The organism is Siccibacter colletis (genome assembly GCF_000696575.1).
Taxonomy (GTDB): Bacteria; Pseudomonadota; Gammaproteobacteria; order Enterobacterales; family Enterobacteriaceae; genus Siccibacter; species Siccibacter colletis.
Window position 1 is genome coordinate 251931 of sequence record NZ_JMSQ01000008.1, and the last position, 20708, is coordinate 272638.

The window sequence follows — 20708 nt, forward strand, 5'->3', positions numbered from 1 at the left end:
TTTCGGTAAAAAAAACGGTGACTCCCCTCGCGTTACTGAAGCTGCGCGTCGCGCCCCTGACGCACATCGCGCGGTGACCAGCAGAATTCGCGCTTAAACAGCGTCGAAAAGTGGTTACTGTCGCCGAACCCGCAGCGATAGGCGATATCGGTGACGCTCTCGTCGCTGTGGCGCAGCAGATGACGCGCTTTTATCAGCCGCAGGCGATTAAGGTAGCGCTGCGGCGAAAGTCCGGTTTGCTGCTTGAGCTGGCGGTGCAGCGTGCGCAGCGAGAGCGAGAAGCGGTCGGCTATCGCTTCCCAACACACCTCATCGGCATAGTGATCTTCCAGCCAGGCAATCAGCTGATTCAACCGCGCATCGTTGTCTACCGCCCCTTCTGCGAGGCTGCTTTTACGCAGCAGCACCAGCAGTTGCATAAACACAATTTCCCGGTTGGCAACCGCATGAGGATCGTCACCCTGCGGCAGCGCGTCCATCTGCTCAATCAGCACGCGCACCTGGTGCAGCACGCTCTGGTTAACGCGCCAGTGCGAGGGGTAGTGCCCGTCGCGTTCCTGAGGCAGCAGCTTATCCAGCCCCGACAGGAACGAAAACGCGTCCGGCGCGCGGTAGAGCACGTTAGTCAGACAGAGGTTATCGGTGTGCTCATAGAGATGGCGATCGTGATCGCGCACGAAGCAGACCGAGCCGCCGCTCAGGGTATAGGGCTGACCGTTGAAGACGTGAATACCGGTGCCGTGCTCCACGATGACAATCTCATGAAAATCATGGTGATGCTCCGGAAACGCGGACTGCGGCAGGCGTGGCTCAATCGCCAGCGATGTCCGCCCCGACGGGAAAAAATCAATGCCATGCAGTACCGTCATCATCATCTCCGCCCACCTGAAAGTGTCCAGATAGTAGTTAACGCCCTGGCGCCTCACCTTAACTTTTTGACAACAAAGCGCGCAAAGGCTGCGCGTTTTTCAAGATCCGCGCAGCAGATAACAGAAATGCGGCAGGGGTCACAGGGAAGAGCCTTACTGAAATGTGAGCTGCCTCACGTCCATCTTTGCTTTCTTGCCAGCCGCCTGCGGGCGCTGTCACTGGCGAGAAGGTGGCATGCATCGCCCCTTTTTTAGACTGAACGGCATGTTTATCAGAAGGACTTCATCATGCCTGTTCGTCATTGCGTTGCGGTTGATCTTGGCGCATCCAGCGGCCGCGTCATGCTTGCCCGCTACGACAGCGCCAGCTGCGATCTGACGCTGCGCGAAATCCACCGTTTTACCAATACGCTGCGCCGGGTTGACGGGTTCGATACCTGGGATCTCGATGCGCTGGAGCAGGCGATCGTTATCGGCCTGACCCGCGTCACGGCGGAGGGCATCAAACCCGACAGTATCGGCATCGATACCTGGGGTGTGGACATGGTGCTGCTCGACAGCGCCGGTAACCGCGTCGGGCTGCCGGTGGCCTATCGCGACCACCGCACCGACGGCATTATGGCGCAGGCGCTTGCGCAGCAGGGCAGCGCTGATATTTACCAGCGTACCGGCATTCAGTTTCTGCCGTTTAACACCCTGTGGCAGTTTCGCGCCATTGCCGACCAGCAGCCGCAGTGGCTGGAGCAGGCGGCCCACGCGTTGCTGATCCCGGACTATTTCAGCTACCGCCTGACCGGCAACCTCAACTGGGAATACACCAACGCCACCACCACCCAGATGGTCAATATCAACAGCGACAGCTGGGACGAGACGCTGCTGGCCTGGGCAGGCGCGCCGCGCCGCCTGTTCGGGACGCCAACCCATCCCGGCAACGTCATTGGTCACTGGCACAGCCCGCAGGGCGAGGCCATTCCGGTGGTGAGCGTCGCCTCTCATGACACCGCCAGCGCGGTGATTGCTGCCCCGCTGGTTCATCACGACGCAGCCTATCTCTCCTCCGGCACCTGGTCGCTGATGGGCTTTGAAAGCCGCACGCCCTGGACAAACGAGGCCGCGCTGGCGGCCAACATCACCAACGAGGGCGGTGCCGAAGGCCGCTACCGGGTGCTGAAGAACATCATGGGGCTGTGGCTGCTGCAGCGCGTGGTCAAAGAGCAGCAGGTGAGCGATCTGCCGGACCTGATCCGCCGCGCCGCGGCGTTGCCCGCCTGTCTTAGCCTGATCAATCCCAACGACGATCGCTTTATCAACCCGGACAACATGAGCGTCGAAATTCAGGCAGCCTGCGCTGAGCGCCACCAGCCGGTGCCGCAGGGCGATGCCGCGCTGGCACGCTGCATCTTCGACAGCCTGGCGCTGCTCTACGCTGAGGTGCTGCACGAGCTGGCCGCACTGCGCGGTACGCCGTTCCGCAGTCTGCACATTGTCGGCGGCGGCTGTCAGAACCCGCTGCTGAATCAGCTCTGCGCCGACGCCTGCGGCATTCCGGTGATCGCCGGGCCAGTGGAAGCCTCCACCCTCGGCAACATCGCCATCCAGCTTATGACCCTCGACGACATCCGCGACGTCGGGGATTTCCGTCGCCGGGTGACGGCCCGTCAGCCGCTCGTCACCTTCACACCCAATTCCGATAGCGAAATTGCACGCCACGTTGCGCAGTTTCAGCAACAACGTCAAACAAAGGAGCTTTGCGCATGACAACTCAACGAGAACAGGCCTGGATGATTGCGAAGGAGCGCTTTGCGGCCGTGGGCGTGGATGCCGAGGCGGCGCTGCGCCAGCTCGACAGACTGCCGGTCTCCGTTCACTGCTGGCAGGGGGATGACGTTGCCGGGTTTGAGAACCCCGAGGGGCAACTCACCGGCGGCATTCAGGCCACCGGCAACTATCCGGGCAAAGCGCGTAATGCCAAGGAGCTACGCGCCGATCTGGAGCTGGCGTTCTCCCTCATTCCCGGGCCAAAACGCCTGAATCTGCACGCCATTTACCTGGAATCCGACACCCCGGTCAGCCGCGATGCCATTAAGCCCGAGCATTTCAGCCGCTGGGTGGCATGGGCGAAAGAGAATCATATCGGCCTCGACTTCAACCCGTCCTGTTTCTCGCACCCCAACAGCGCCGACGGCTTCACGCTGGCCCACGCCAACGATGACATTCGCCAGTTCTGGATTGACCACTGTAAAGCGAGCCGCCGGGTATCGGCCTCGTTTGGCGAAGCGCTGGGTACTCCTTCGGTGATGAACATCTGGGTACCAGACGGCATGAAAGACGTCACGGTGGACCGCCTCGCGCCGCGTCAGCGTCTGCTGGCGGCACTGGACGAGATCATCAGCGAAAAACTCAATCCGGCGCACCATATCGACGCGGTGGAGAGCAAGCTGTTCGGCATCGGCGCGGAGAGCTACACCGTCGGCTCTAACGAGTTTTACATGGGCTATGCCACCAGCCGCCAGACCGCGCTTTGCCTGGACGCCGGCCACTTCCACCCGACCGAAGTGATCTCCGACAAGATCTCCGCCGCCATGCTCTACGTGCCGCGCCTGCTGCTGCACGTCAGCCGCCCGGTGCGCTGGGACAGCGACCACGTAGTGCTGCTCGACGACGAAACCCAGGCCATCGCCAGCGAAATCATTCGCTATAACCTGTTTGACCGCGTGCATATCGGCCTCGACTTCTTTGACGCTTCCATCAACCGCATCGCCGCCTGGGTGATTGGTACCCGCAACATGAAAAAAGCCCTGCTGCGCGCCCTGCTGGAGCCGGTGGAGCAGCTGCGTCAGCTGGAAGCCGCGGGGGATTACACCGCCCGCCTGGCGCTGCTGGAAGAGCAGAAGTGCCTGCCGTGGCAGGCGGTCTGGGAAACGTACTGCGAGCGTCATGATGCGCCAGCCGGTAGCCAGTGGCTGGAGAGCGTGCGCGGCTATGAGCAAGCGGTGCTGAACCAGCGCGGATAACCCACCGAAGGGTCGTAGGGTGGGTAAGCGTAGCGCACCCACCAGAACAGCATACCCTCCCCGATCGGAGAGGGCCTGGCGAGGGGATACTTCGCCACGACAACAGGAACAGAACGACTATGCAGAACATCCTTAACGCCTGGTTCGTACAGGGCATGATCAAAGCCACCACCGACGCCTGGCTCAAGGGCTGGGACGAGCGCAACGGCGGTAACCTGACGCTGCGTCTCGACGCGCACGATCTGGCGCCCTACGAGGCAGATTTCCACGCCGTGCCGCGCTATATCGCCCTCAGCCAGCCGATGCCCCTGCTGGCGAACACCGCGTTTATCGTCACCGGCTCCGGCAAGTTTTTCCGCAACGTCCAGCTCGACCCCACCGCGAATCTCGGGGTGGTAAAAGTCGACAGCGACGGCGCGGGCTACCACATTTTGTGGGGGCTGACTGACGAGGCGGTACCGACGTCCGAACTGCCGTCACACTTCCTGTCGCACTGCTCGCGCATTCAGGCCACCGGCGGTAAAGATCGCGTCATTATGCACTGCCACGCCACCAACCTGATTGCCCTGACCTACGTGCTGGAGAACGACACCGACATCATCACCCGCTATCTGTGGGAAGGCAGCACCGAGTGTCTGGTGGTGTTCCCGGATGGCGTCGGCATTCTGCCGTGGATGGTACCAGGCACCGATGAAATCGGCGCCGCCACCGCCCATGAGATGACGAAACATTCCCTGGTACTGTGGCCGTTCCACGGCGTGTTTGGCAGTGGCCCGACCCTGGATGAGGCGTTTGGCCTGATCGACACCGCGGAAAAGTCGGCAGAAGTGCTGGTCAAAGTGATTTCGATGGGCGGCATGAAGCAGACCATCAGCCGCGACGAGCTGATCGCGCTCGGCAAACGTTTTGGCGTGACACCGCGCGCCAGTGCTTTAGAGATTAAAAAATAAAATAACTTACCTGCGCTTTCGCCGGGTGCTACGGCGAAAGCAACCTGTACCTGAAACCTGCAAACGTGGAGTACAACATGAAAATAAAAGCAATACCGGCTTGTACGCTCATCGCATCTGTTCTGGCCTTCTCCGGCCCGGCGCTGGCCGAGGTTAAAATCGCGCTGGTCGCCAAATCGCTGGGGAACGGCTTTTTCGAAGCCGCCAACGTCGGCGCACAGCAGGCTGCCAAAGAGCTGGGGGATGTGAAGGTCATCTATACCGGGCCAACCACCACCACCGCCGAGGCGCAAATTGAAGTGCTCAACGGGCTTATCGCCCAGGGCGTGGATGCCATCGCCATCTCCGCCAACGATCCGGACGCGGTAGTGCCGGTACTCAAACGCGCCATGCAGCGTGGCATTAAGGTAGTTTCCTGGGATTCCGGGGTGGAAAAAGCGGGCCGCCAGATCCACCTCAACCCGTCGAACAATGCGCTGATTGGCGAAACCAACATCAAGCTGGCCGCCGCGGCGCTGAAAGAGCTTAAGGTGGAGAAAGGCGACGTGGCAGTGCTGAGCGCTACGCCCACCTCCACCAACCAGAATATCTGGATTGAAGAGATGAAAAAGGTGCTGCCGAAGTACCCTTCCGTCAATCTGGTGACCGTCGCCTACGGTGACGACCTCTCCGATAAGAGCTACCGCGAAGCGGTGGGCCTGCTGAAGTCCCACCCCGATTTGAAAGTGATTGTTTCCCCCTCCTCGGTAGGCATTGTCGCCGCAGCGCAGGCAGTGAAGGACCAGAACAAAATTGGCAAGGTGTACGTTACCGGGCTGGGCCTGCCGTCTGAGATGGCGGGCGCGGTGAAGTCCGGGGCCACCAAAAGCTTTGCCATCTGGAATCCAATCGATCTCGGCTATGCCGCCACTTACCTCGCTCACGATCTGGTGAAAGGCACCGCCACTAAAACCGAGGCCAGCATGGGCAAGCTCGGTAAAGTGAAGCTGGATGCGGATGGCAACGGCGCAATGGCTGAGCCTTACGTCTACGACGCGAGCAACATCGACAAGTTCGCGAAGATGTTCTGATCGGCGCCCAGGCGTGAACAATCCCGCCCTCTCCTGCAGAGGGCCGGGGTGAGGGTGGTTTAACCCATCGATTCGGAGAGACATCATGACGGCATCCACACCGCTGCTGTCGCTCAGGGGCATCACCAAAGTTTTTCCTGGTGTACGCGCTCTTGAGAACGTGCAGCTCGACCTCTGGCCAGGCCAGGTCACCGCGCTTATCGGCGAAAACGGCGCGGGCAAATCCACGCTGGTCAAAGTGATGACCGGCATCTATCAGCCTGACGGCGGCGAAATCCTATATAAAGCGATCCCCATCCAGCTCCCGACACCGGAAGCCGCCCACAAGGTTGGCATCACGGCGATACACCAGGAGACGGTGCTGTTCGACGAGCTGACCGTCACCGAGAACATTTTTGTCGGCCAGTACCTGCATAGCGGGCTGTTCAGAAAGCTCGACTGGCCAGCAATGCATCGCCGGGCACAGGAGATCCTCACCCGCCTGGAAGTGCAGATTGACCCGCGTGCCATCCTGAAAACCCTGAGTATCGCCCAGCGGCATATGGTGGCGATTGCCCGCGCGCTGTCGTTCGACGCCCAGGTGGTGATCCTCGACGAGCCAACCGCCGCGCTGTCACAGCATGAAATTCTGGAGTTTTATCAAATTGTTGAACGCCTGAAGCATGACGGCAAAGCAATTCTGTTTATCTCGCACAAGTTCGACGAAATCTTCGAGCTGGCAGACCACTACACCATTCTGCGCGACGGCGAATTTATCAGCGCCGGGGCGATGAACGACATCACCGAAGAGCGCATGGTATCGATGATGGTGGGGCGCGCCATCACCCAGACCTACCCGAAAATCGCGTGCGAGCCGGGGGAGACGGTGCTGGAGGTAAAAAATCTCAGCCACCCCACCGAGTTCGCCAACATCAGCTTCTCGCTGCGCAAAGGGGAGATCCTCGGCTTCTACGGCCTCGTCGGTGCCGGGCGCACCGAGCTGATGCAGGCGCTGTGCGGCGTCTCCCGACCCGCCAGCGGTGAGATTGTCCTTAATGGTGTTCCCGTCTCGTTCAGCCAGCCCGCCGATGCCATCTGCGCCGGTATCGTCTGCGTGCCGGAGGAACGCCAGAAACAGGGGGCGATTATCGAACTGCCGATCGCCCAGAACATCAGCCTGCCGCAGCTCGGCACCCTCAACCCCAACGGCGTACTCAATGAGACACGCGAATGGGCGCTGGCCGATGAGTATGCCCGTCGCCTGCAGGTGAAAGCGTTTAGCTGGCGCCAGGCGGTGGAAACGCTCTCCGGCGGCAACCAGCAAAAGGTGGTGATTGCCAAATGGCTGGCCACTCACCCGACGGTGATTATTCTCGATGAGCCGACGAAGGGCATCGACATCGGCTCAAAAGCGGCCGTGCACCAGTTTATGTCCGAGCTGGTAGCCCAGGGGCTGGCGGTGATCATGGTCTCGTCCGAACTGCCGGAGGTGATGGGGATGGCGGACAGCATTATCGTGATGCACGAGGGGCTGATGGTGGCGCACTATCGCGCCGGGGAAGCCAGTGCGGAAACCATCGTCAGCGCCGCCAGCGGCGCGGGCAAGGAGGCAGCATAATGTGGCAATCCCTGCTTAAAAATCGCGAAGCGCTGCTGGCGGTGGTCATCGTGCTGATGATTGCCGCCATCGGCAGCCGCGTGCCGTCGTTTGTCAGCCCCGGCAACCTTGTTGAGATGTTCAACGACACCTCGATCCTGATTATTCTCGCCCTCGGCCAGATGATGGTGCTGCTCACCAAAGGCATCGACCTCTCTATGGCCGCTAACCTGGCGCTCACCGGGATGATCGTCGCCCTGCTGAATTTCCACTATCCGGAGTTGCCGGTCTGGACGCTGATGCTGATCGCCACCGCGCTTGGGCTGGTGATGGGCGCGATCAACGGCCTGCTGGTGTGGAAGCTCGGCATTCCGGCGATAGTGGTGACCCTCGGCACCATGAGTGTCTATCGCGGGATTATCTTCCTGCTTACCGACGGCGGATGGATCAACGCCCACCAGATGAGCCAGGCGTTTCTCGCCCTGCCGCGCACGGCGCTGCTTGGCCTGCCGGTACTGAGCTGGTGCGCCATCGCCGCGCTGCTGCTGGTGGGCTACTTCCTGCGCTTCAGCCGCACCGGACGCGCGCTTTACACCGCTGGCGGCAATCCGACCGCCGCCTGGTACACCGGCATTAACGCCGGCAAGATGCAGTTCATCAGCTTCTGCCTCTCCGGCACTCTGGCCGGGTTCTGCGGCTACCTGTGGATCTCGCGCTTTGCGGTGGCCTACGTTGACGTGGCAAACGGCTTTGAGCTTCAGGTGGTGGCGGCCTGCGTGATCGGCGGTATCAGCACCATGGGCGGCATTGGGCGCGTGCTCGGCTGCCTGTGCGGTGCGCTGTTCCTCGGCGTCATCAACAATGCGCTGCCGGTGATTGGCGTCTCGCCGTTCTGGCAGATGGCGATTTCCGGCGCGGTGATCGTTATCGCCGTGTTGCTCAACGAGCGCGGCAACAAACGCAAAGGGCGGCTGATCCTGCGTGATGCGGCGCTGGCCCGACAAAAACAGGCGGTGAATCCATGAGCAAAATAATGATGACCGATGCGCCGGCCGTTGCGCCGGTGCCTCCCACCTTCCTGAAACGCCTGCTGTGCTGGGAAGGGTTTCTGTTGGCGGTGACGCTGGCGGTGTTTGTCGGTAATGCCATCGCCTCGCCGTGGTTTCTGGATATCTGGAATCTGTCGGACGCCACCTTCAACTTCACCGAAAAAGCGATCATCGTGCTGCCAATGGCGATGCTGATTATCGCCAGGGAGATTGACCTCTCGGTAGCCTCCACCATTGCGCTCAGTTCGACGGTGATGGGGTTCTGCGCCCAGGCGGGATTCGGCACTCCGGCGCTGGTATGTGTCGGGCTGGGGGTCGGGTTGCTGTGCGGGCTGTTCAACGGCCTGCTGGTCACGCGCTTCAACCTGTCGTCCATCGTTATCACCATCGGCACCATGAGCCTGTTTCGCGGTATCACTTACATTCTGCTCGGTGACCAGGCGCTGAAAGCGTACCCGGAGAGCTTCGCCTGGTTTGGTCAGGGCTACGTCTGGGGGGCGCTGTCGTTTGAGTTCGCGCTGTTTATCGTGCTGGCGATAGCCTTCTCTTTCCTGCTGCATCGCACCAACTTTGGCCGCCGCACCTACGCCATCGGCAACAACCCGACCGGCGCGTGGTTCTCGGGGATCAACGTGAAGCGCCACAACCTGCTGCTGTTTGCGCTGGTGGGCCTGATGGCCGGGCTGGCTGCGGTGCTGCTCACCTCGCGTCTCGGCAGTACCCGCCCGACCATCGCGCTCGGCTGGGAGCTGAGCGTGGTGACCATGGCGGTGCTCGGCGGGGTCAACATCCTTGGCGGCTCCGGCAGTATGCCGGGAGTGATCATCGCCGCGTTCCTGATGGGGCTGGTGACCTTCGGCCTGAGCCTGCTTAACGTGCCGGGCATCGTTATGTCGATCATTATCGGCCTGATGCTGATTGTGGTGATTTCCCTGCCGATCGTTACCCGTCGCCTGCTGGCGCGGCGGCGAATGTGACGTTGCCCCTTCAGGTATTCACCCCGGCGACACCGGATGCCGCCGCACGAAATATTTCAATATCAAGGAGATATACCATGAGCTTTATGTTGGCATTGCCAAAAATCAGCCTGCATGGCGCAGGCGCAATCGGCGATATGGTGCAGATGGTCGCGGGCAAACGCTGGGGCAAGGCCCTGATCGTGACCGACGGCCAGCTGGTCACGCTCGGCCTGCTGGACAGCCTGTTTGCCGCGCTCGACGCCCACCAGATGCCGTATCACCTGTTTGATGCGGTATTCCCTAACCCGACCGAAGAACTGGTGCAGCAGGGCTATGCCGCGTTTCAGCAGGCAGAGTGCGACTACCTTATTGCCTTCGGCGGCGGCAGCCCCATCGACACCGCCAAAGCGGTAAAAATCCTTACCGCCAATCCTGGCCCTTCTACCGCTTATTCGGGCGTGGGCAAAGTCACCCATCCCGGCGTGCCGCTGGTGGCGATCAACACCACGGCGGGTACTGCGGCGGAGATGACCAGCAATGCGGTGATAATCGATTCGGCGCGCCACGTTAAAGAGGTGATTATCGATGCGCATATTATTCCGGATATCGCCGTGGACGATGCCAGCGTGATGGTCGCCATACCGCCCGCTGTGACCGCCGCCACCGGCATGGACGCCCTGACCCACGCGGTGGAAGCCTATGTCTCTGTGGGCGCGCATCCGCTGACCGACGCCAACGCGCTGGAGGCCATTCGTCTGATTAGCCACTGGCTGACCGCCGCCGTTGAGAACGGCAGCAACCTGGAGGCGCGGGAGATGATGGCCTGCGGTCAGTATCTGGCGGGCATGGCCTTCAACAGCGCCGGTCTGGGGCTGGTCCATGCCCTCGCCCACCAGCCGGGCGCCACACACAACCTGCCGCACGGCGTGTGCAACGCCATTCTGCTGCCGATCATCGAAAACTTTAACCGCCCCAACGCGGTGGCACGCTTTGCCCGCATCGCGCAAGCCATGGGCGTTAACACCCAGGGGATGAGCGATGAAGCTGCCAGCCAGGCGGCGATCGACGCCATTCGCCAGCTTAGCGCCAGGGTCGGCATTCCCTCTGGCTTCAGCCAGCTTGGCGTCACGAAAGCCGATATTGAAGGCTGGCTGGATAACGCCCTCGCCGATCCGTGCGCACCCTGCAACCCCCGCAGCGCCAGCCGCGACGAGGTGCGCGAGCTCTATCTGGAGGCCTTATGATCCGCAAAGCCTTTGTGATGCAGGTAAATCCGGACGCCCATGACGAATATCAGCGGCGGCATACCCCGATCTGGCCGGAGCTGGAAGCGGTGCTGAAAGCGCACGGCGCGCACCACTACGCCATCTGGCTCGACCCGGTGCGTAACCTGCTATTCGCCACGGTAGAGATTGAATCCGAGGAGCGCTGGGACGCTGTCGCCCGCACCGACGTCTGCCAGCGCTGGTGGCAGCATATGCGCGATATCATGCCGAGCAACCCCGATAACAGCCCGATCAGCGAGCCGCTTACAGCGGTGTTTTATCTGGAGTGACAGGCCATAAAAAAGCCCGTGCAAGCGGGCTTTTATGCCTTACAGGGAAAGGTGAAGCATCACGTCCTGCGAATGGTGTAATACGCGAACAACAGTAATGGACATGTCGGTACGGAAAAAAAAGAGTACGTGGTGGGCGCAAGCAAAAGAGTAAATACCTTTACTCAACTCAGGGCGCTTAATCCCAACGTCATGGCGGGCAAGCATATCGAAATGCGAAGAAAGCTTTCCAATATAGTTATCCGCCTGTGCCTCCCCAAACCGGCCCTTGCCATAGCGCCAGATCGCTTCCATGTCCTCACTGGCTTTCGGCGTTAGCTCAATCCGTCTCGTCATCATGCCGATCCCTGGCTTTTAGGTTTTGAAGGAAAGCATCCTGCTTCCACTCTTGCGGGGCACCGCTGTTCACCCCTTCATTGATGAGCGCTCGCAACTGCTGCAGATGCGACTGCGCCTGCTGTTCTCGCAGTAAACGCAGCGAGTCCCGAATCACTTCGCTTTGCGTTCGGTAGTCTCCGGTAGCGATCAGAGACTCCACAAAACCACGAAGCTCTTCACCCAGATCGACGGTCATGGTACGCGCCATATTGCCTCCACTGTAAGAACTAATCTTACAATAGTACCCTGACTCTGGTTACTTTTCCAGCAGGAAGACAGTGAGAAATTGTCCTCAGGTATGACAAAAAAAGCCCGCGCGAGCGGGCTTTTTTATGTAGTAACAAATAACGCGTTTACTGTGGGTCGATAAGATCAACAACCTTATCAAGTACCTCACGCATGACGGCGGCTTCTACCGTGGAGTGATACCGGGCGCCACGTGCTTTGAGATCCATACTTCTCAGCATGTAACACAGGGCCACACCGGTTACGCTGCCTTTATCGGTACTGCCGCCGTCCAGCATGACCGTAACCTGTGCAGATCGCGCGGCGCTTCCACCTGTGGTAATGGGCACGCAGGTGGCGACGCCCAATGCTTTAACCAGCTGTTTGTCGGTAATCACCAGATAATAGTGTGGACCCTGAAATTCACGGCCTTTTGTCGGGTCGCCATTTACGTGCCAGATTTCTCCCTTATGCGGAAATTTCATCCCTGGTGCCATCTACACGATCTCCTTGCCAACGGGTGGTGAGTTCAGCACATCGCCCATCGCCTCGTTAAGCTGTTGAATTTCATCCTCGTCGATACCCTTAAGCAGCTCGGCGAGTGATTTTTTCCCACGCGGACGCGGCTGTTTCGATGTTACCGTCAGCGATTGCCCGGCAGGGTGCAATTCCACCACCATTCCTGCTTCCCAGTTCATTTGCGTCAGCGTTTCTTTAGGGATGGTCATGATGACCGCCCCACCTTGTTGCCTTAGCCTTGTTGCATTCATTTCAGACCCCAGGTCTCACAAAGTAACACTTTTGAGCATAACATAATCATCCGCGAGCTGTAACGCTGTTTAAATATTATACGCGCTGCGCCAGCTCCTCTGGCTGCGCTACCGCACCTTTACGTTTGCTGGATGAGAGCGTAAACGCCGATACCACCGTCACGGTCAGCACGAAGCAGCCGAGCATCAGGTAGGTATCCTGGAAGCCGATGCGGTCATACATATTGCCGGCGAAGGCGGAGAGGAAGATCGCCATCATCTGCTTGGAGAACTGGAAACCAATCAGATAGATGGTGGCGGAAAGGCGCGTATCGAACACGCCGGTAATGTACTTGAAGGCACCCACCAGCAGGAACGGCACTTCCAGCGCGTGCAGCATTTTCAGCGCCACCACTTCCACCACGGTGGTGGCGAATGCCGAGCCGATAATGCGTGTCGCCATAATGGTACCGGCGATCAGCAGAGTATTTTTCGCGCCGATGCGGTTAATGATCCACGGCGAGCAGAACATGATGATGGCATTGCACAGCTCCCCGGCGGTGGTGGCAAAGCCAAATGCCCGCGTACCCGCTTCCGGCGTGGCGAAGAAGGATTTAAAGAAGGTCGCGAACTGCTGATCAAACACGTCATAGACGCAGGCCACGCCGACAACGTACAGAATGAACATCCACATCTTTGGCAGACGGAACAGGCCAAATACCATCTTCGCGGTGATCTGCGGCTGGTTAGCCCCGAGCGCGCCCATCACCTGCGCCGTCTGATTAGGTTTCGGCCGCGCCAGGATCAGCAGCACCATCATCAGCAGTGCCGCGCCGGACCCCATCCAGAACACCAGCGCCGGATTAACATTGAACAGGATGCCAGCGGTGGAGGCGCACAGCCCCCAGCCGAGGCAGCCGAACATGCGTGCCTTGCCGTACTCAAACGCGCTGTTGCGGCTGACGCGTTCAATATAAGCCTCAATCGCCGCCGAGCCGGATGAAAAGACGAAGCCGATATACAGCCCGCCACTTAGCGCTCCGAGCCAGATATTCACCTTCAGCAGCGGACCGAAAACGTAGAGGAAAAACGGCGCGAACAGCACCAGCAGCAGGGTGATGATCCACAGCAGGTGCTTCTTCAGCCCGAGCTTATCGGAAATCACGCCAAGCAGCGGCTGGAAGCTGATGGCGGCCAGCGAGATGCAGGAGAAGACGATCCCGGTATCGGTTTTGTTCAGGCCAATGATGTCCGACAGCCAGATCGGCAGGAACGGAAAGCAGGTCGCCATGACAAAGAAGTAGAGAAAAAAGAACAGACCGAAAATCCAGAAGTTAGGGTTATTTTTGTAGGTACAGGCGGTGGTGTTCATTCAGGATATCCTCAAAGGCGTGGCGCGTCGGGGCCATGCGGCCCCGCTCCGTTACACTCGTTCAACGACAATCAGCAGGGCCGTTTCCGGGTCCATTACCGGCAGCTGTAGCCCGGCCTGCGCCAGCCATTCGCCGCTGGCGCTGACTGGCGAAGTCATCCAGCCTGGCAGCTTGCGCATGGTATGCCCGCCGGCACCGGTTAACGGCAGGGTGGACGGATCTTCCAGCCGAATCTGGTAACGCGCGCCCGGCTCCAGGCCCGGTATTCTCAGGGCGCCAGGCAGCGTGTAATCCGGCATCGCCAGCTGGCTCACCAGCCACAGCCCCTGGGTTTTGTCTTCGCTCACCACGCCCTGTACCTGCGTGGTGTTGTCCGGCATCGCCACCCGCCACATCGTGCCGGAATGGATCAGCCCGCGCCAGCGCTTGTAGAGCGTGGCGTAGCGCTGATAGCCTGCGTATTCGTCGGCATCGGCGGTGACCGGGTCCAGCTCCAGCCCCATATGACCAAACAGCGCAGTCAGGCCGCGGAAGGCAATGCTGTGCTGGCGAAACGTGGCATGACAGTGACTGTTGCCGATATGCGCGCCCATCACTTCCGGCGGGAAGAAATAGCTCATGCCGCGCTGGATGGTGCTGCGCTCCAGCGCATCGTTGTTATCGGAGGCCCAGAAACGGTGGCTGCGGGTCAGTACCTCATAGTCGATACGTCCTCCGCCCGAGGCGCAGGACTCAAACTCCACCTGCGGGAAGCGTGTCCGCAGGGTGTCGAGCAGGCGATAAAACTGACGCGTCTGGGCATCTGCCGCGGCCCTGCCATGATGCCCCGGCTGTACCAGCTCGCGGTTCATGTCCCACTTCACGTAATCGACGGGATGCTCACCCAGCAGCCAGCTCAGGCGCTCCACCAGATAGTCAAACGCCTCGGGAATACTCAGGTTCAGCACCCACTGGTGGCGTCCGGTGGTTTTCGGGTAGCCCGGCAGCGCCAGTACCCAGTCGGGATGCGCGCGGCAGAGGTCGGAATCGGGATTAATCATCTCCGGCTCCACCCAGATACCGAACTCCATGCCGAGGGATTTCACATAGTTGATCACCGGCATCAGGCCGTCCGGATACTTGTTCTCATCAAGATACCAGTCGCCGAGCGCAGCATGGTCGTCGTTGCGCCCCTTAAACCAGCCGTCATCGATGATAAAGCGCTCGACGCCCAGTTCGGCGGCGCGGCTCGCCATCTGCATGATGTACGCCGGGTCATGATCAAAATAGATGCCTTCCCAGGTATTGAGATGCACCGGGCGCGGCTTGTCGCCGGGGAAGCGGATAATCTCGTCACGCAGGAAGCGGTGGAACTGCTGGCTCATGCCGTTTAACCCGGTAGCGGAGAAGCTGGCATAGAGCCACGGAGTATGCAGCGTTTCCCCTTCTTCCAGCGCCATTTCGCCAGGCAAATAGAGCGCTTCGGCCTGGATCAGACGGCGACCATCGGTTTTCGCTTCGCACTTGATACGGTGGTTGCCGCTCCAGCCAAGATGCACGCCCCAGACATCGCCCTGCTGCTCGTGGAAGCCCGGCGTGCCGGCAATCAGCGCCGGAAAGTGTTCATGCGACGTGCGCCCGCGACGGTTTTCCAGCACGAAGCCGTCATGGCTCAGCGCTACGCGGTGCGGCTGGAACTCGCGGATCCATCGACCGTGAAACGCCATCACCTCCCCCGCCCGCTCCGGCACCGGCAGCGTGACGGCGAAGCGATCCACCTGCCACGGCTGCGCACGCTGGTTGGTGAGCGCGTGGCGCACCTTCAGCACGCCGCTGTCGGTCAGCACCAGTTCACTGACCAGCCCCAGACCGGCGTTCACGTCCTCGCAGAAGATCGTCAGGGCATTGCCCTGCTGCTCAACCCTTACCGGGGTAAACACCGGTGAGGCGTCCTGGCCGTTGCGATGCCCTTCCAGGCCTGGCGCGCCAAACAGGCCATGACCGCTCTCTGCCATCAGGGTAATCGGGGAATCAACATCCAGCCGCCCGTTAGCAACCGGGCGCGTCAAACTGTGGCAATCCTGCGGCGAAAACCAGGCAAGATGTGCCCCCCAGTAAACAATTTCCGGGAATGGTGCGAGGACAATGATCACGTCGGTGGCATTGCTGGTGAGGCGGTAACAGGTCTCTTCCATAAAGCATCTCCTGAATCGGGTCCGCTTTAACTGTTGATCCGAAACGTTTCGGATGCCAACCACAACGTTTCGGTTATGTGAGCGTTGTTAAATTATTGAGAATTACTGCGGGGGTGTATTCAGGGTCACACCGGGGAAAAATTCTGGCTGCCAGAGCACCTGCAGCTGCGTCAGCGGCTCACCGGCAATAAGGCGGCGCACCATGTCGGCAATCTGCTGCCCCACGCCCTGACGGGTGGACTGGATCACAGCAGCAACATCAAGTTCAACGATGCTGTCCGGCGGCAGTCCGTCGTACACCACCAGCGATACCGCGTTATCGCCTTGCAGACGACCGAGGGTTTGAAGTGCCATCGCCGCGCCGTCGCCATGGGAGTTGCAGTCCGTGACGATCGCCGTGGGCGGCGTGGGCAGTGCGAGCAGCTCCAGTGTAGCTTTATACCCGGCGCGACGGGTAGGCGGCAGCAGGCGCAGCCATGCATCAGAGAGATGGTACGCCCGCAGCGCGTCGCGCCAGCCGTCCCGACGCTGGGTGATAAACGCCTGGCTGTTGTTCTCCCCGAGCAGGGCAATGCGCTGATGGCCGAGCGCAATCAGACGCTCCGTTGCCTGCCGCGTTCCGGCCTGATTATCGAAATCAAACCAGGCGTAGGGCTGCGCAAGCTGGCTGCGACCCAGCGCCAGGAAAGGGAAATTCGCGCGCTGTAACTCCTGCAGCCGGGGATCGTTATCGAGGGTGTGCGCGACGATCAGGGCATCGACGCGGCGGCTCTGCACCTGGCGCATATAGCTGTGGCGGTCCGCCAGATCGTCATCAGCAATCAGCAGCAGATCGATTTCGTACTGCGCCAGTTCGCGACTGATCTCGCCTACCATCCCGAGAAACACGCTGTTATTCAGCGGGGCGGGCAGCACCGGGAACACCAGTCCGACAGCGTCGATTTTGCCCATCTTCAGACGGCGGGCGAAGGTATTTGGCCGATAGCCGCGACGCTGTGCTTCCGCCTCGACGCGCGCCCGGGTCTCCTGCGACACGTCGTCATAGCCGTTCAGCGCACGGCTGACGGTGGTGACGGAAAGACCCAGATGTGTGGCGATGGCTTTTAGCGACATGGTGAGCGGCCCGTAAAGAGTGATCGCGGGCTAGTGTCGCGCATCCCCGTCACCGAGTCCATATAACAAAAAAAGCGCCCTCAGGCGCTCTTTCGACATGAATTCATTTATTTAGTCAGTTCAGCGGTCATATAAACCTGGTCGCGATTGAACGCGGAGGTGATTTTATAGGATGCGCCCATCTCATGCGCCTGCGCAGCGATTTTCGCTTCGGTATCATCGAGGGTAGAACCGGTTGCGGTCACGGTCTGGCCAGCGAAAGCACCAAAAGCAGAAGTCAGGGCGATAACTGCAACAAAAGTTTTGATAGTTTTCATCGGGTATTCCTTCATCTTATTTTGTCAGGGAGAAGGCTGATTGCCTTCGATGGGTTAATAATAGCCCCCTCTTCCCTGAACAAAAAGCGGAAGGATTTGCTGAGCTTGTTCATAAAAATTGAACAAATATTTATCAGTTCTGCTCTGCCACCAGCAGCGCCTGGGTAGCTGGCTCCAGCGCGCGGAAAACGTGCTCCCGATCGGCGGGATAGCAGATGTAATCCCCCTGGTGCAGCTCTTCCGGCGCCTCCGTCAGCCCGACCAGCGCCCGCCCCTGGGTAATAATGATATGTTCGACGGAACCCGGCGGATGCGGGTGCGATACCCGGTCCGCCCCCGGCTCTGCCATCAGCAGGTAGATGTCACGGCGCGCGCCGGGCGGACAGGTCGCCAGTAAAATGGCCTGATAGTTGGCCTGCTCTGCCACCACCTTAGTGCCCTCCCCGCGGCGAATAACCTGCGTCTGGGCAGCCTGAGGTTCAAACAGGCGCGCAAACGGGATGCCAAGCGCTACGCACAGCGACCACAGGGTTTCGAGACTGGGATTACCATTACCCGCTTCCAGCTGGGACAGGGTTGATTTGGCGATCCCGGCGCGGCGCGCAATCTCGGCCAGCGATAGCCCGGTTCGGGCGCGTTCGCGCACCAGGCTTCTGGAAATCACATCAATGGGCGGTGTCATTTACGGCTCCGGTGTTCTGTAAAACGAACGATCGTTCGCTTGAAATTTAAATTCGCTGTGTTCATTATAATGGATACTCGTTCGATATGGCTAAAGATCTATGTTCACTCAACGTTTCTCTTGCCTGAGCGCCGATACCAGAAAAGCGATTTTCCTGGTGTGCCTCGCGGTTGCGGTGGTCGGCGTCTCTTATGGTTCATTAGCAATGGCCTACGGCTTCCCGCTCTGGCTGCCGCTGGTGCTGTCGATCACCGTACTCGCCGGCGCGTCAGAGTTTATGTTTATTGGCATTATTGCCAGCGGCGGGCATCCACTGGCCGCGGCGGCGGCTGGTCTGCTGGTGAACGCCCGGCATATTCCGTTTGGCGTGGCGGTGCGGGACCTGGTGGGTAATCGCGCGGCCGCCCTGCTCGGCTGCCACATTATGAATGATGAAAGCGTGGTGTTTGGCCTCGCGCAGTCCACTCACGAACAGCGTAAAGCCGCGTTCTGGCTGTGCGGGCTGGGGGTGGCGACGCTGTGGCCGCTCGGTGCGCTGCTGGGGAGCGTGATTGGCTCGCTGCTGCCGTCGCCTGAAGCGATTGGGCTTGATGCGGTCTTCCCGGCCATTCTGTTGGCACTGGTGATCCCGGCGTTGAAAAATCGTACCACCCTGATCCGCGCGACCAGCGGCGCGGCTATTTCCCTGGCGGCGGTGCCGTTCGCACCGGTGGGCCTGCCGGTGCTGCTGTCGCTGCTGGGCGTTCTGACGAGGAAGAAATGATGCACGCTACGCTGTTAGTGATTGCTGGCATTGTGGTGCTGTCGCTTGGCACCTGGCTGATGCGTTTTGGCGGCGCGAAACTGGGCAGCCGCATGGCGCTCTCCGAGCGCTCTCAGGCGATGCTGTCCGATGCGGCCACCACGCTGCTGTTCGCGGTAGCGCTCGCCACCACGCTCTATTCCGGCACCAGTTTCGCCGGGATGGCGCGCCTGTGCGGTGTTGCGGTGGCGGTACTGCTGGCGTGGCGTAAAACGCCGCTGATCATCGTGATTATCGCCGCGGCGGCAGTTACCGCCGGGCTGCGTCTGCTTGGCGTACCCTGATTAGCCTTTCAGTAGGGTCAGCGCCACTTCCGGCATCTGATTCGCCTGCACCAGTACCGCGGTGCTCGCCTGAGAGATAATCTGCGCCCGGCTCATCTTGCTCACTTCCATCGCGTAGTCAGCATCTTCAATGCGGCTGCGCGCTGCCGTGGTGGCAAGCGTGCTCTGCGCCAGCGTGGCTTTGGCGGATTCGAAGGTGTTGATGTGGCTGCCGTACTCGCTGCGGTAGCCGCTCACCTTTTCCAGCGCCTTATCGAGCGCGCCCAGCGCTTTGCTGGCCTCTTCTGCCGGGTCGAGTTTACTTTTCGAAATCCCTAACGTTTTGGTATCGGCCGGCGTTGGCGCAATGGTTTTTTTGCTGATCTCATCGCCGAAGTTGGCGCTGGTCACAATCTCAATCGGCTCACTGGCGCGCGGTGGTTTCGCCGGCACCATCGTCGGTGCCGGCAACGAACTCCAGGTGACGTTGCTGCTGAACGAACCGTTTCCCACTACCATCACAATCAGATCTTCCGGCACGGTGCCCAACAGGCGGAGACGTTCCTGCATCTGCGCGCCGTTCTGCCCATCGTTGAAGCCGCCATTTGACGCGTCTTCGTAGCGATCGGTATCGCCGCTGTAGCGGATCGTCAGGCCGTTCAGCGTCGCGGTCGCGCCACCGTTAAATACCCAGATCGGCCCGCCCTGCGTCAGGGAACTGTCGTCATAGCTCGCGCCCGGCAAAAAGCCGTTCGACTCATTAATAAACTTCGCATTCGCCGAGGCGTCGTCCGTGATCCCTTTGCTCACCCAGGTGTAGTCCGGGTTGGCATCGTTGAACGGCGTACCGACAATATGCTTACCGTCGCGGGTGAAGAGCTGAATATCATCGTCCAGCCCCAGCGAGTTGATGGTGATCACCACGTTAGTCGCGCCGGCAGGCACATAGGCCAGCGGCACGATACCGGAGGTGAAGTTATAGTCGGTCCCAGGCGTCGGGAACTTCACGCTGAGCGGCGGCACGTCGCCATACACCAGCGGCGGCAGCTCCGGGTCATCGGTCGCCAGCGGATACTTGCCAAAAATCTCGGTGTTATTCGAGATATGGTTGATGGTGGCGCTGATGGACTCGAACTCTTTCTGAATGCTGGCGCGGTCCTCCAGCGATAACGTGCCGGTCGCCGCCTGCACCGCCAGCTCTTTGGCGCGGATCAGCAGGTTGCTGATGTTGGCCAGCCCGCCCTCGGCGGTCTGCGACAGGCTGATCCCGTCGTCAATGCCACGCGCCACCGCGCTGTCGGCGCGCAGATTCGCCGTCATACGGTTAGCAATAGCCTGTCCGGCGGCGTCATCGCGCGCGCCGTTGATTCTCATCCCTGAAGATAGCCGCTCCATTGCCTGACTCAGTGCAGATTCGACTTTAGTCTGGTTATTTCTCGTTTTATCGGCGTAGAGATTGGAATTTAAAGTGATCATAGCGGTATTCACATACGGACGGTTTCCCGAATACATGCTATATCGGCCCAGAGAAATTTCGCTTTAAGTGTTTTTTTAATGACCAACGCCCCTGGAAGCCGCGTGGCGTTTGGT

General features: G+C 60.1%; 22 protein-coding genes. 11 read left to right on the plus strand and 11 right to left on the minus strand.

Features of this window, described 5'->3' with window-relative positions; translation table 11 throughout:
* Positions 1–32 precede the first annotated feature (32 nt).
* Positions 33–869, minus strand: coding sequence for an HTH-type transcriptional activator RhaS (gene rhaS, locus ET34_RS0111260; RefSeq protein ID WP_031522102.1), 837 nt, complete (start codon positions 867–869; stop codon positions 33–35).
* Positions 870–1157: 288 nt separating this feature from the next.
* Here rhaS (ET34_RS0111260) and rhaB point away from each other — a divergent pair, with 288 nt between their 5' ends.
* The 9 genes from rhaB to rhaM all read left to right on the plus strand — a co-directional run bounded on the left by rhaB (position 1158) and on the right by rhaM (position 11042).
* Positions 1158–2627 carry a rhamnulokinase gene (gene rhaB / locus ET34_RS0111265; protein WP_031522104.1) on the plus strand — a complete coding sequence of 490 codons (1470 nt, stop codon included), beginning with the start codon at positions 1158–1160 and terminating at the stop codon, positions 2625–2627.
* Positions 2624–3883, plus strand: coding sequence for an L-rhamnose isomerase (locus ET34_RS0111270; protein WP_031522106.1), 1260 nt, complete (start codon positions 2624–2626; stop codon positions 3881–3883). Before rhaB ends, ET34_RS0111270 begins: the two co-directional genes overlap by 4 nt.
* Positions 3884–4002: 119 nt before the next feature.
* Positions 4003–4833 carry a rhamnulose-1-phosphate aldolase gene (gene rhaD, locus ET34_RS0111275; RefSeq protein WP_031522108.1) on the plus strand — a complete coding sequence of 277 codons (831 nt, stop codon included), beginning with the start codon at positions 4003–4005 and terminating at the stop codon, positions 4831–4833.
* Between the two features lie 77 nt (positions 4834–4910).
* The gene (gene rhaS / locus ET34_RS0111280; RefSeq protein WP_035891232.1) at positions 4911–5903 is read left to right on the plus strand and encodes a rhamnose ABC transporter substrate-binding protein; all 993 of its coding nucleotides are present in this window, start codon (positions 4911–4913) and stop codon (positions 5901–5903) included.
* Positions 5904–5988: 85 nt separating this feature from the next.
* Positions 5989–7500 (plus strand): sugar ABC transporter ATP-binding protein, encoded by a 1512-nt coding sequence (locus ET34_RS0111285; RefSeq protein ID WP_031522111.1) that lies wholly within the window; start codon positions 5989–5991, stop codon positions 7498–7500.
* Complete coding sequence (locus ET34_RS0111290) at positions 7500–8504, plus strand: ABC transporter permease (protein WP_031522112.1); 1005 nt, start codon at positions 7500–7502, stop codon at positions 8502–8504. Before ET34_RS0111285 ends, ET34_RS0111290 begins: the two co-directional genes overlap by 1 nt.
* Entirely contained in the window at positions 8501–9505 is a 1005-nt protein-coding gene (locus ET34_RS0111295) for an ABC transporter permease (RefSeq protein WP_031522113.1), read from the plus strand. Before ET34_RS0111290 ends, ET34_RS0111295 begins: the two co-directional genes overlap by 4 nt.
* A gap of 77 nt (positions 9506–9582) precedes the next feature.
* Positions 9583–10731, plus strand: a complete 1149-nt coding sequence (fucO, locus tag ET34_RS0111300) for a lactaldehyde reductase (RefSeq protein ID WP_031522114.1) — start codon at positions 9583–9585, stop codon at positions 10729–10731.
* The gene (gene rhaM / locus ET34_RS0111305; RefSeq protein ID WP_031522115.1) at positions 10728–11042 is read left to right on the plus strand and encodes an L-rhamnose mutarotase; all 315 of its coding nucleotides are present in this window, start codon (positions 10728–10730) and stop codon (positions 11040–11042) included. The genes fucO and rhaM overlap by 4 nt, the downstream gene beginning before the upstream one ends.
* Before the next feature lie 39 nt (positions 11043–11081).
* Here rhaM and ET34_RS0111310 read toward each other — a convergent pair whose 3' ends face one another.
* The 9 genes from ET34_RS0111310 to ET34_RS0111350 all read right to left on the minus strand — a co-directional run bounded on the left by ET34_RS0111310 (position 11082) and on the right by ET34_RS0111350 (position 18053).
* Positions 11082–11381, minus strand: coding sequence for a type II toxin-antitoxin system RelE/ParE family toxin (locus ET34_RS0111310; protein WP_051640520.1), 300 nt, complete (start codon positions 11379–11381; stop codon positions 11082–11084).
* Positions 11362–11628 carry a type II toxin-antitoxin system ParD family antitoxin gene (locus ET34_RS0111315; protein WP_031522118.1) on the minus strand — a complete coding sequence of 89 codons (267 nt, stop codon included), beginning with the start codon at positions 11626–11628 and terminating at the stop codon, positions 11362–11364. The genes ET34_RS0111310 and ET34_RS0111315 overlap by 20 nt, the downstream gene beginning before the upstream one ends.
* Before the next feature lie 145 nt (positions 11629–11773).
* On the minus strand, positions 11774–12130 hold the full coding sequence (locus tag ET34_RS0111320; RefSeq protein ID WP_236633843.1) for a type II toxin-antitoxin system PemK/MazF family toxin: 357 nt from the start codon (positions 12128–12130) through the stop codon (positions 11774–11776).
* 12 nt (positions 12131–12142) lie between these two features.
* Positions 12143–12373, minus strand: coding sequence for an AbrB/MazE/SpoVT family DNA-binding domain-containing protein (locus tag ET34_RS0111325; RefSeq protein WP_051640521.1), 231 nt, complete (start codon positions 12371–12373; stop codon positions 12143–12145).
* 118 nt (positions 12374–12491) lie between these two features.
* A complete protein-coding gene (locus ET34_RS0111330) occupies positions 12492–13766 on the minus strand; it encodes an MFS transporter (protein ID WP_031522123.1) in 1275 nt (424 codons plus the stop codon).
* 51 nt (positions 13767–13817) lie between these two features.
* The gene (locus tag ET34_RS0111335) at positions 13818–15941 is read right to left on the minus strand and encodes an alpha-galactosidase (RefSeq protein WP_031522125.1); all 2124 of its coding nucleotides are present in this window, start codon (positions 15939–15941) and stop codon (positions 13818–13820) included.
* Positions 15942–16043: 102 nt separating this feature from the next.
* Positions 16044–17054, minus strand: coding sequence for a LacI family DNA-binding transcriptional regulator (locus tag ET34_RS0111340; protein ID WP_031522126.1), 1011 nt, complete (start codon positions 17052–17054; stop codon positions 16044–16046).
* 107 nt (positions 17055–17161) lie between these two features.
* Positions 17162–17371: a YdgH/BhsA/McbA-like domain containing protein gene (locus ET34_RS0111345; RefSeq protein WP_031522128.1), complete on the minus strand. Its 210-nt coding sequence runs from the start codon at positions 17369–17371 to the stop codon at positions 17162–17164.
* A 133-nt stretch (positions 17372–17504) separates the two neighbouring features.
* Positions 17505–18053: a helix-turn-helix domain-containing protein gene (locus ET34_RS0111350; RefSeq protein ID WP_031522129.1), complete on the minus strand. Its 549-nt coding sequence runs from the start codon at positions 18051–18053 to the stop codon at positions 17505–17507.
* A 100-nt stretch (positions 18054–18153) separates the two neighbouring features.
* On the opposite strand from ET34_RS0111350, the gene ET34_RS0111355 reads away from it, so the two are divergent.
* Positions 18154–18816, plus strand: coding sequence for an AzlC family ABC transporter permease (locus ET34_RS0111355; protein WP_031522131.1), 663 nt, complete (start codon positions 18154–18156; stop codon positions 18814–18816).
* Entirely contained in the window at positions 18816–19139 is a 324-nt protein-coding gene (locus ET34_RS0111360) for an AzlD domain-containing protein (protein WP_031522133.1), read from the plus strand. Before ET34_RS0111355 ends, ET34_RS0111360 begins: the two co-directional genes overlap by 1 nt.
* Here the strand turns inward: ET34_RS0111360 and ET34_RS0111365 are convergent, their stop codons facing one another.
* The gene (locus tag ET34_RS0111365; protein ID WP_031522135.1) at positions 19140–20594 is read right to left on the minus strand and encodes a flagellin N-terminal helical domain-containing protein; all 1455 of its coding nucleotides are present in this window, start codon (positions 20592–20594) and stop codon (positions 19140–19142) included.
* Positions 20595–20708: the final 114 nt, after the last annotated feature.

Bases quoted from the DNA above. Each gene is read 5' to 3' on its own strand.
- ET34_RS0111360 (WP_031522133.1), top strand. From the start codon at position 18,816: ATGCACGCTACGCTGTTAGTGATTGCTGGCATTGTGGTGCTGTCGCTT.
- fucO (WP_031522114.1), top strand. From the start codon at position 9,583: ATGAGCTTTATGTTGGCATTGCCAAAAATCAGCCTGCATGGCGCAGGC.
- ET34_RS0111320 (WP_236633843.1), bottom strand. From the start codon at position 12,130: ATGAAATTTCCGCATAAGGGAGAAATCTGGCACGTAAATGGCGACCCG.
- ET34_RS0111310 (WP_051640520.1), bottom strand. From the start codon at position 11,381: ATGATGACGAGACGGATTGAGCTAACGCCGAAAGCCAGTGAGGACATG.
- ET34_RS0111285 (WP_031522111.1), top strand. From the start codon at position 5,989: ATGACGGCATCCACACCGCTGCTGTCGCTCAGGGGCATCACCAAAGTT.
- ET34_RS0111295 (WP_031522113.1), top strand. From the start codon at position 8,501: ATGAGCAAAATAATGATGACCGATGCGCCGGCCGTTGCGCCGGTGCCT.
- ET34_RS0111330 (WP_031522123.1), bottom strand. From the start codon at position 13,766: ATGAACACCACCGCCTGTACCTACAAAAATAACCCTAACTTCTGGATT.
- ET34_RS0111270 (WP_031522106.1), top strand. From the start codon at position 2,624: ATGACAACTCAACGAGAACAGGCCTGGATGATTGCGAAGGAGCGCTTT.
- ET34_RS0111325 (WP_051640521.1), bottom strand. From the start codon at position 12,373: ATGACCATCCCTAAAGAAACGCTGACGCAAATGAACTGGGAAGCAGGA.
- rhaM (WP_031522115.1), top strand. From the start codon at position 10,728: ATGATCCGCAAAGCCTTTGTGATGCAGGTAAATCCGGACGCCCATGAC.
- rhaD (WP_031522108.1), top strand. From the start codon at position 4,003: ATGCAGAACATCCTTAACGCCTGGTTCGTACAGGGCATGATCAAAGCC.
- ET34_RS0111290 (WP_031522112.1), top strand. From the start codon at position 7,500: ATGTGGCAATCCCTGCTTAAAAATCGCGAAGCGCTGCTGGCGGTGGTC.
- ET34_RS0111355 (WP_031522131.1), top strand. From the start codon at position 18,154: ATGTTCACTCAACGTTTCTCTTGCCTGAGCGCCGATACCAGAAAAGCG.
- rhaS (WP_031522102.1), bottom strand. From the start codon at position 869: ATGACGGTACTGCATGGCATTGATTTTTTCCCGTCGGGGCGGACATCG.
- ET34_RS0111335 (WP_031522125.1), bottom strand. From the start codon at position 15,941: ATGGAAGAGACCTGTTACCGCCTCACCAGCAATGCCACCGACGTGATC.
- ET34_RS0111315 (WP_031522118.1), bottom strand. From the start codon at position 11,628: ATGGCGCGTACCATGACCGTCGATCTGGGTGAAGAGCTTCGTGGTTTT.
- ET34_RS0111365 (WP_031522135.1), bottom strand. From the start codon at position 20,594: ATGATCACTTTAAATTCCAATCTCTACGCCGATAAAACGAGAAATAAC.
- ET34_RS0111350 (WP_031522129.1), bottom strand. From the start codon at position 18,053: ATGACACCGCCCATTGATGTGATTTCCAGAAGCCTGGTGCGCGAACGC.
- ET34_RS0111340 (WP_031522126.1), bottom strand. From the start codon at position 17,054: ATGTCGCTAAAAGCCATCGCCACACATCTGGGTCTTTCCGTCACCACC.
- ET34_RS0111345 (WP_031522128.1), bottom strand. From the start codon at position 17,371: ATGAAAACTATCAAAACTTTTGTTGCAGTTATCGCCCTGACTTCTGCT.
- rhaB (WP_031522104.1), top strand. From the start codon at position 1,158: ATGCCTGTTCGTCATTGCGTTGCGGTTGATCTTGGCGCATCCAGCGGC.
- rhaS (WP_035891232.1), top strand. From the start codon at position 4,911: ATGAAAATAAAAGCAATACCGGCTTGTACGCTCATCGCATCTGTTCTG.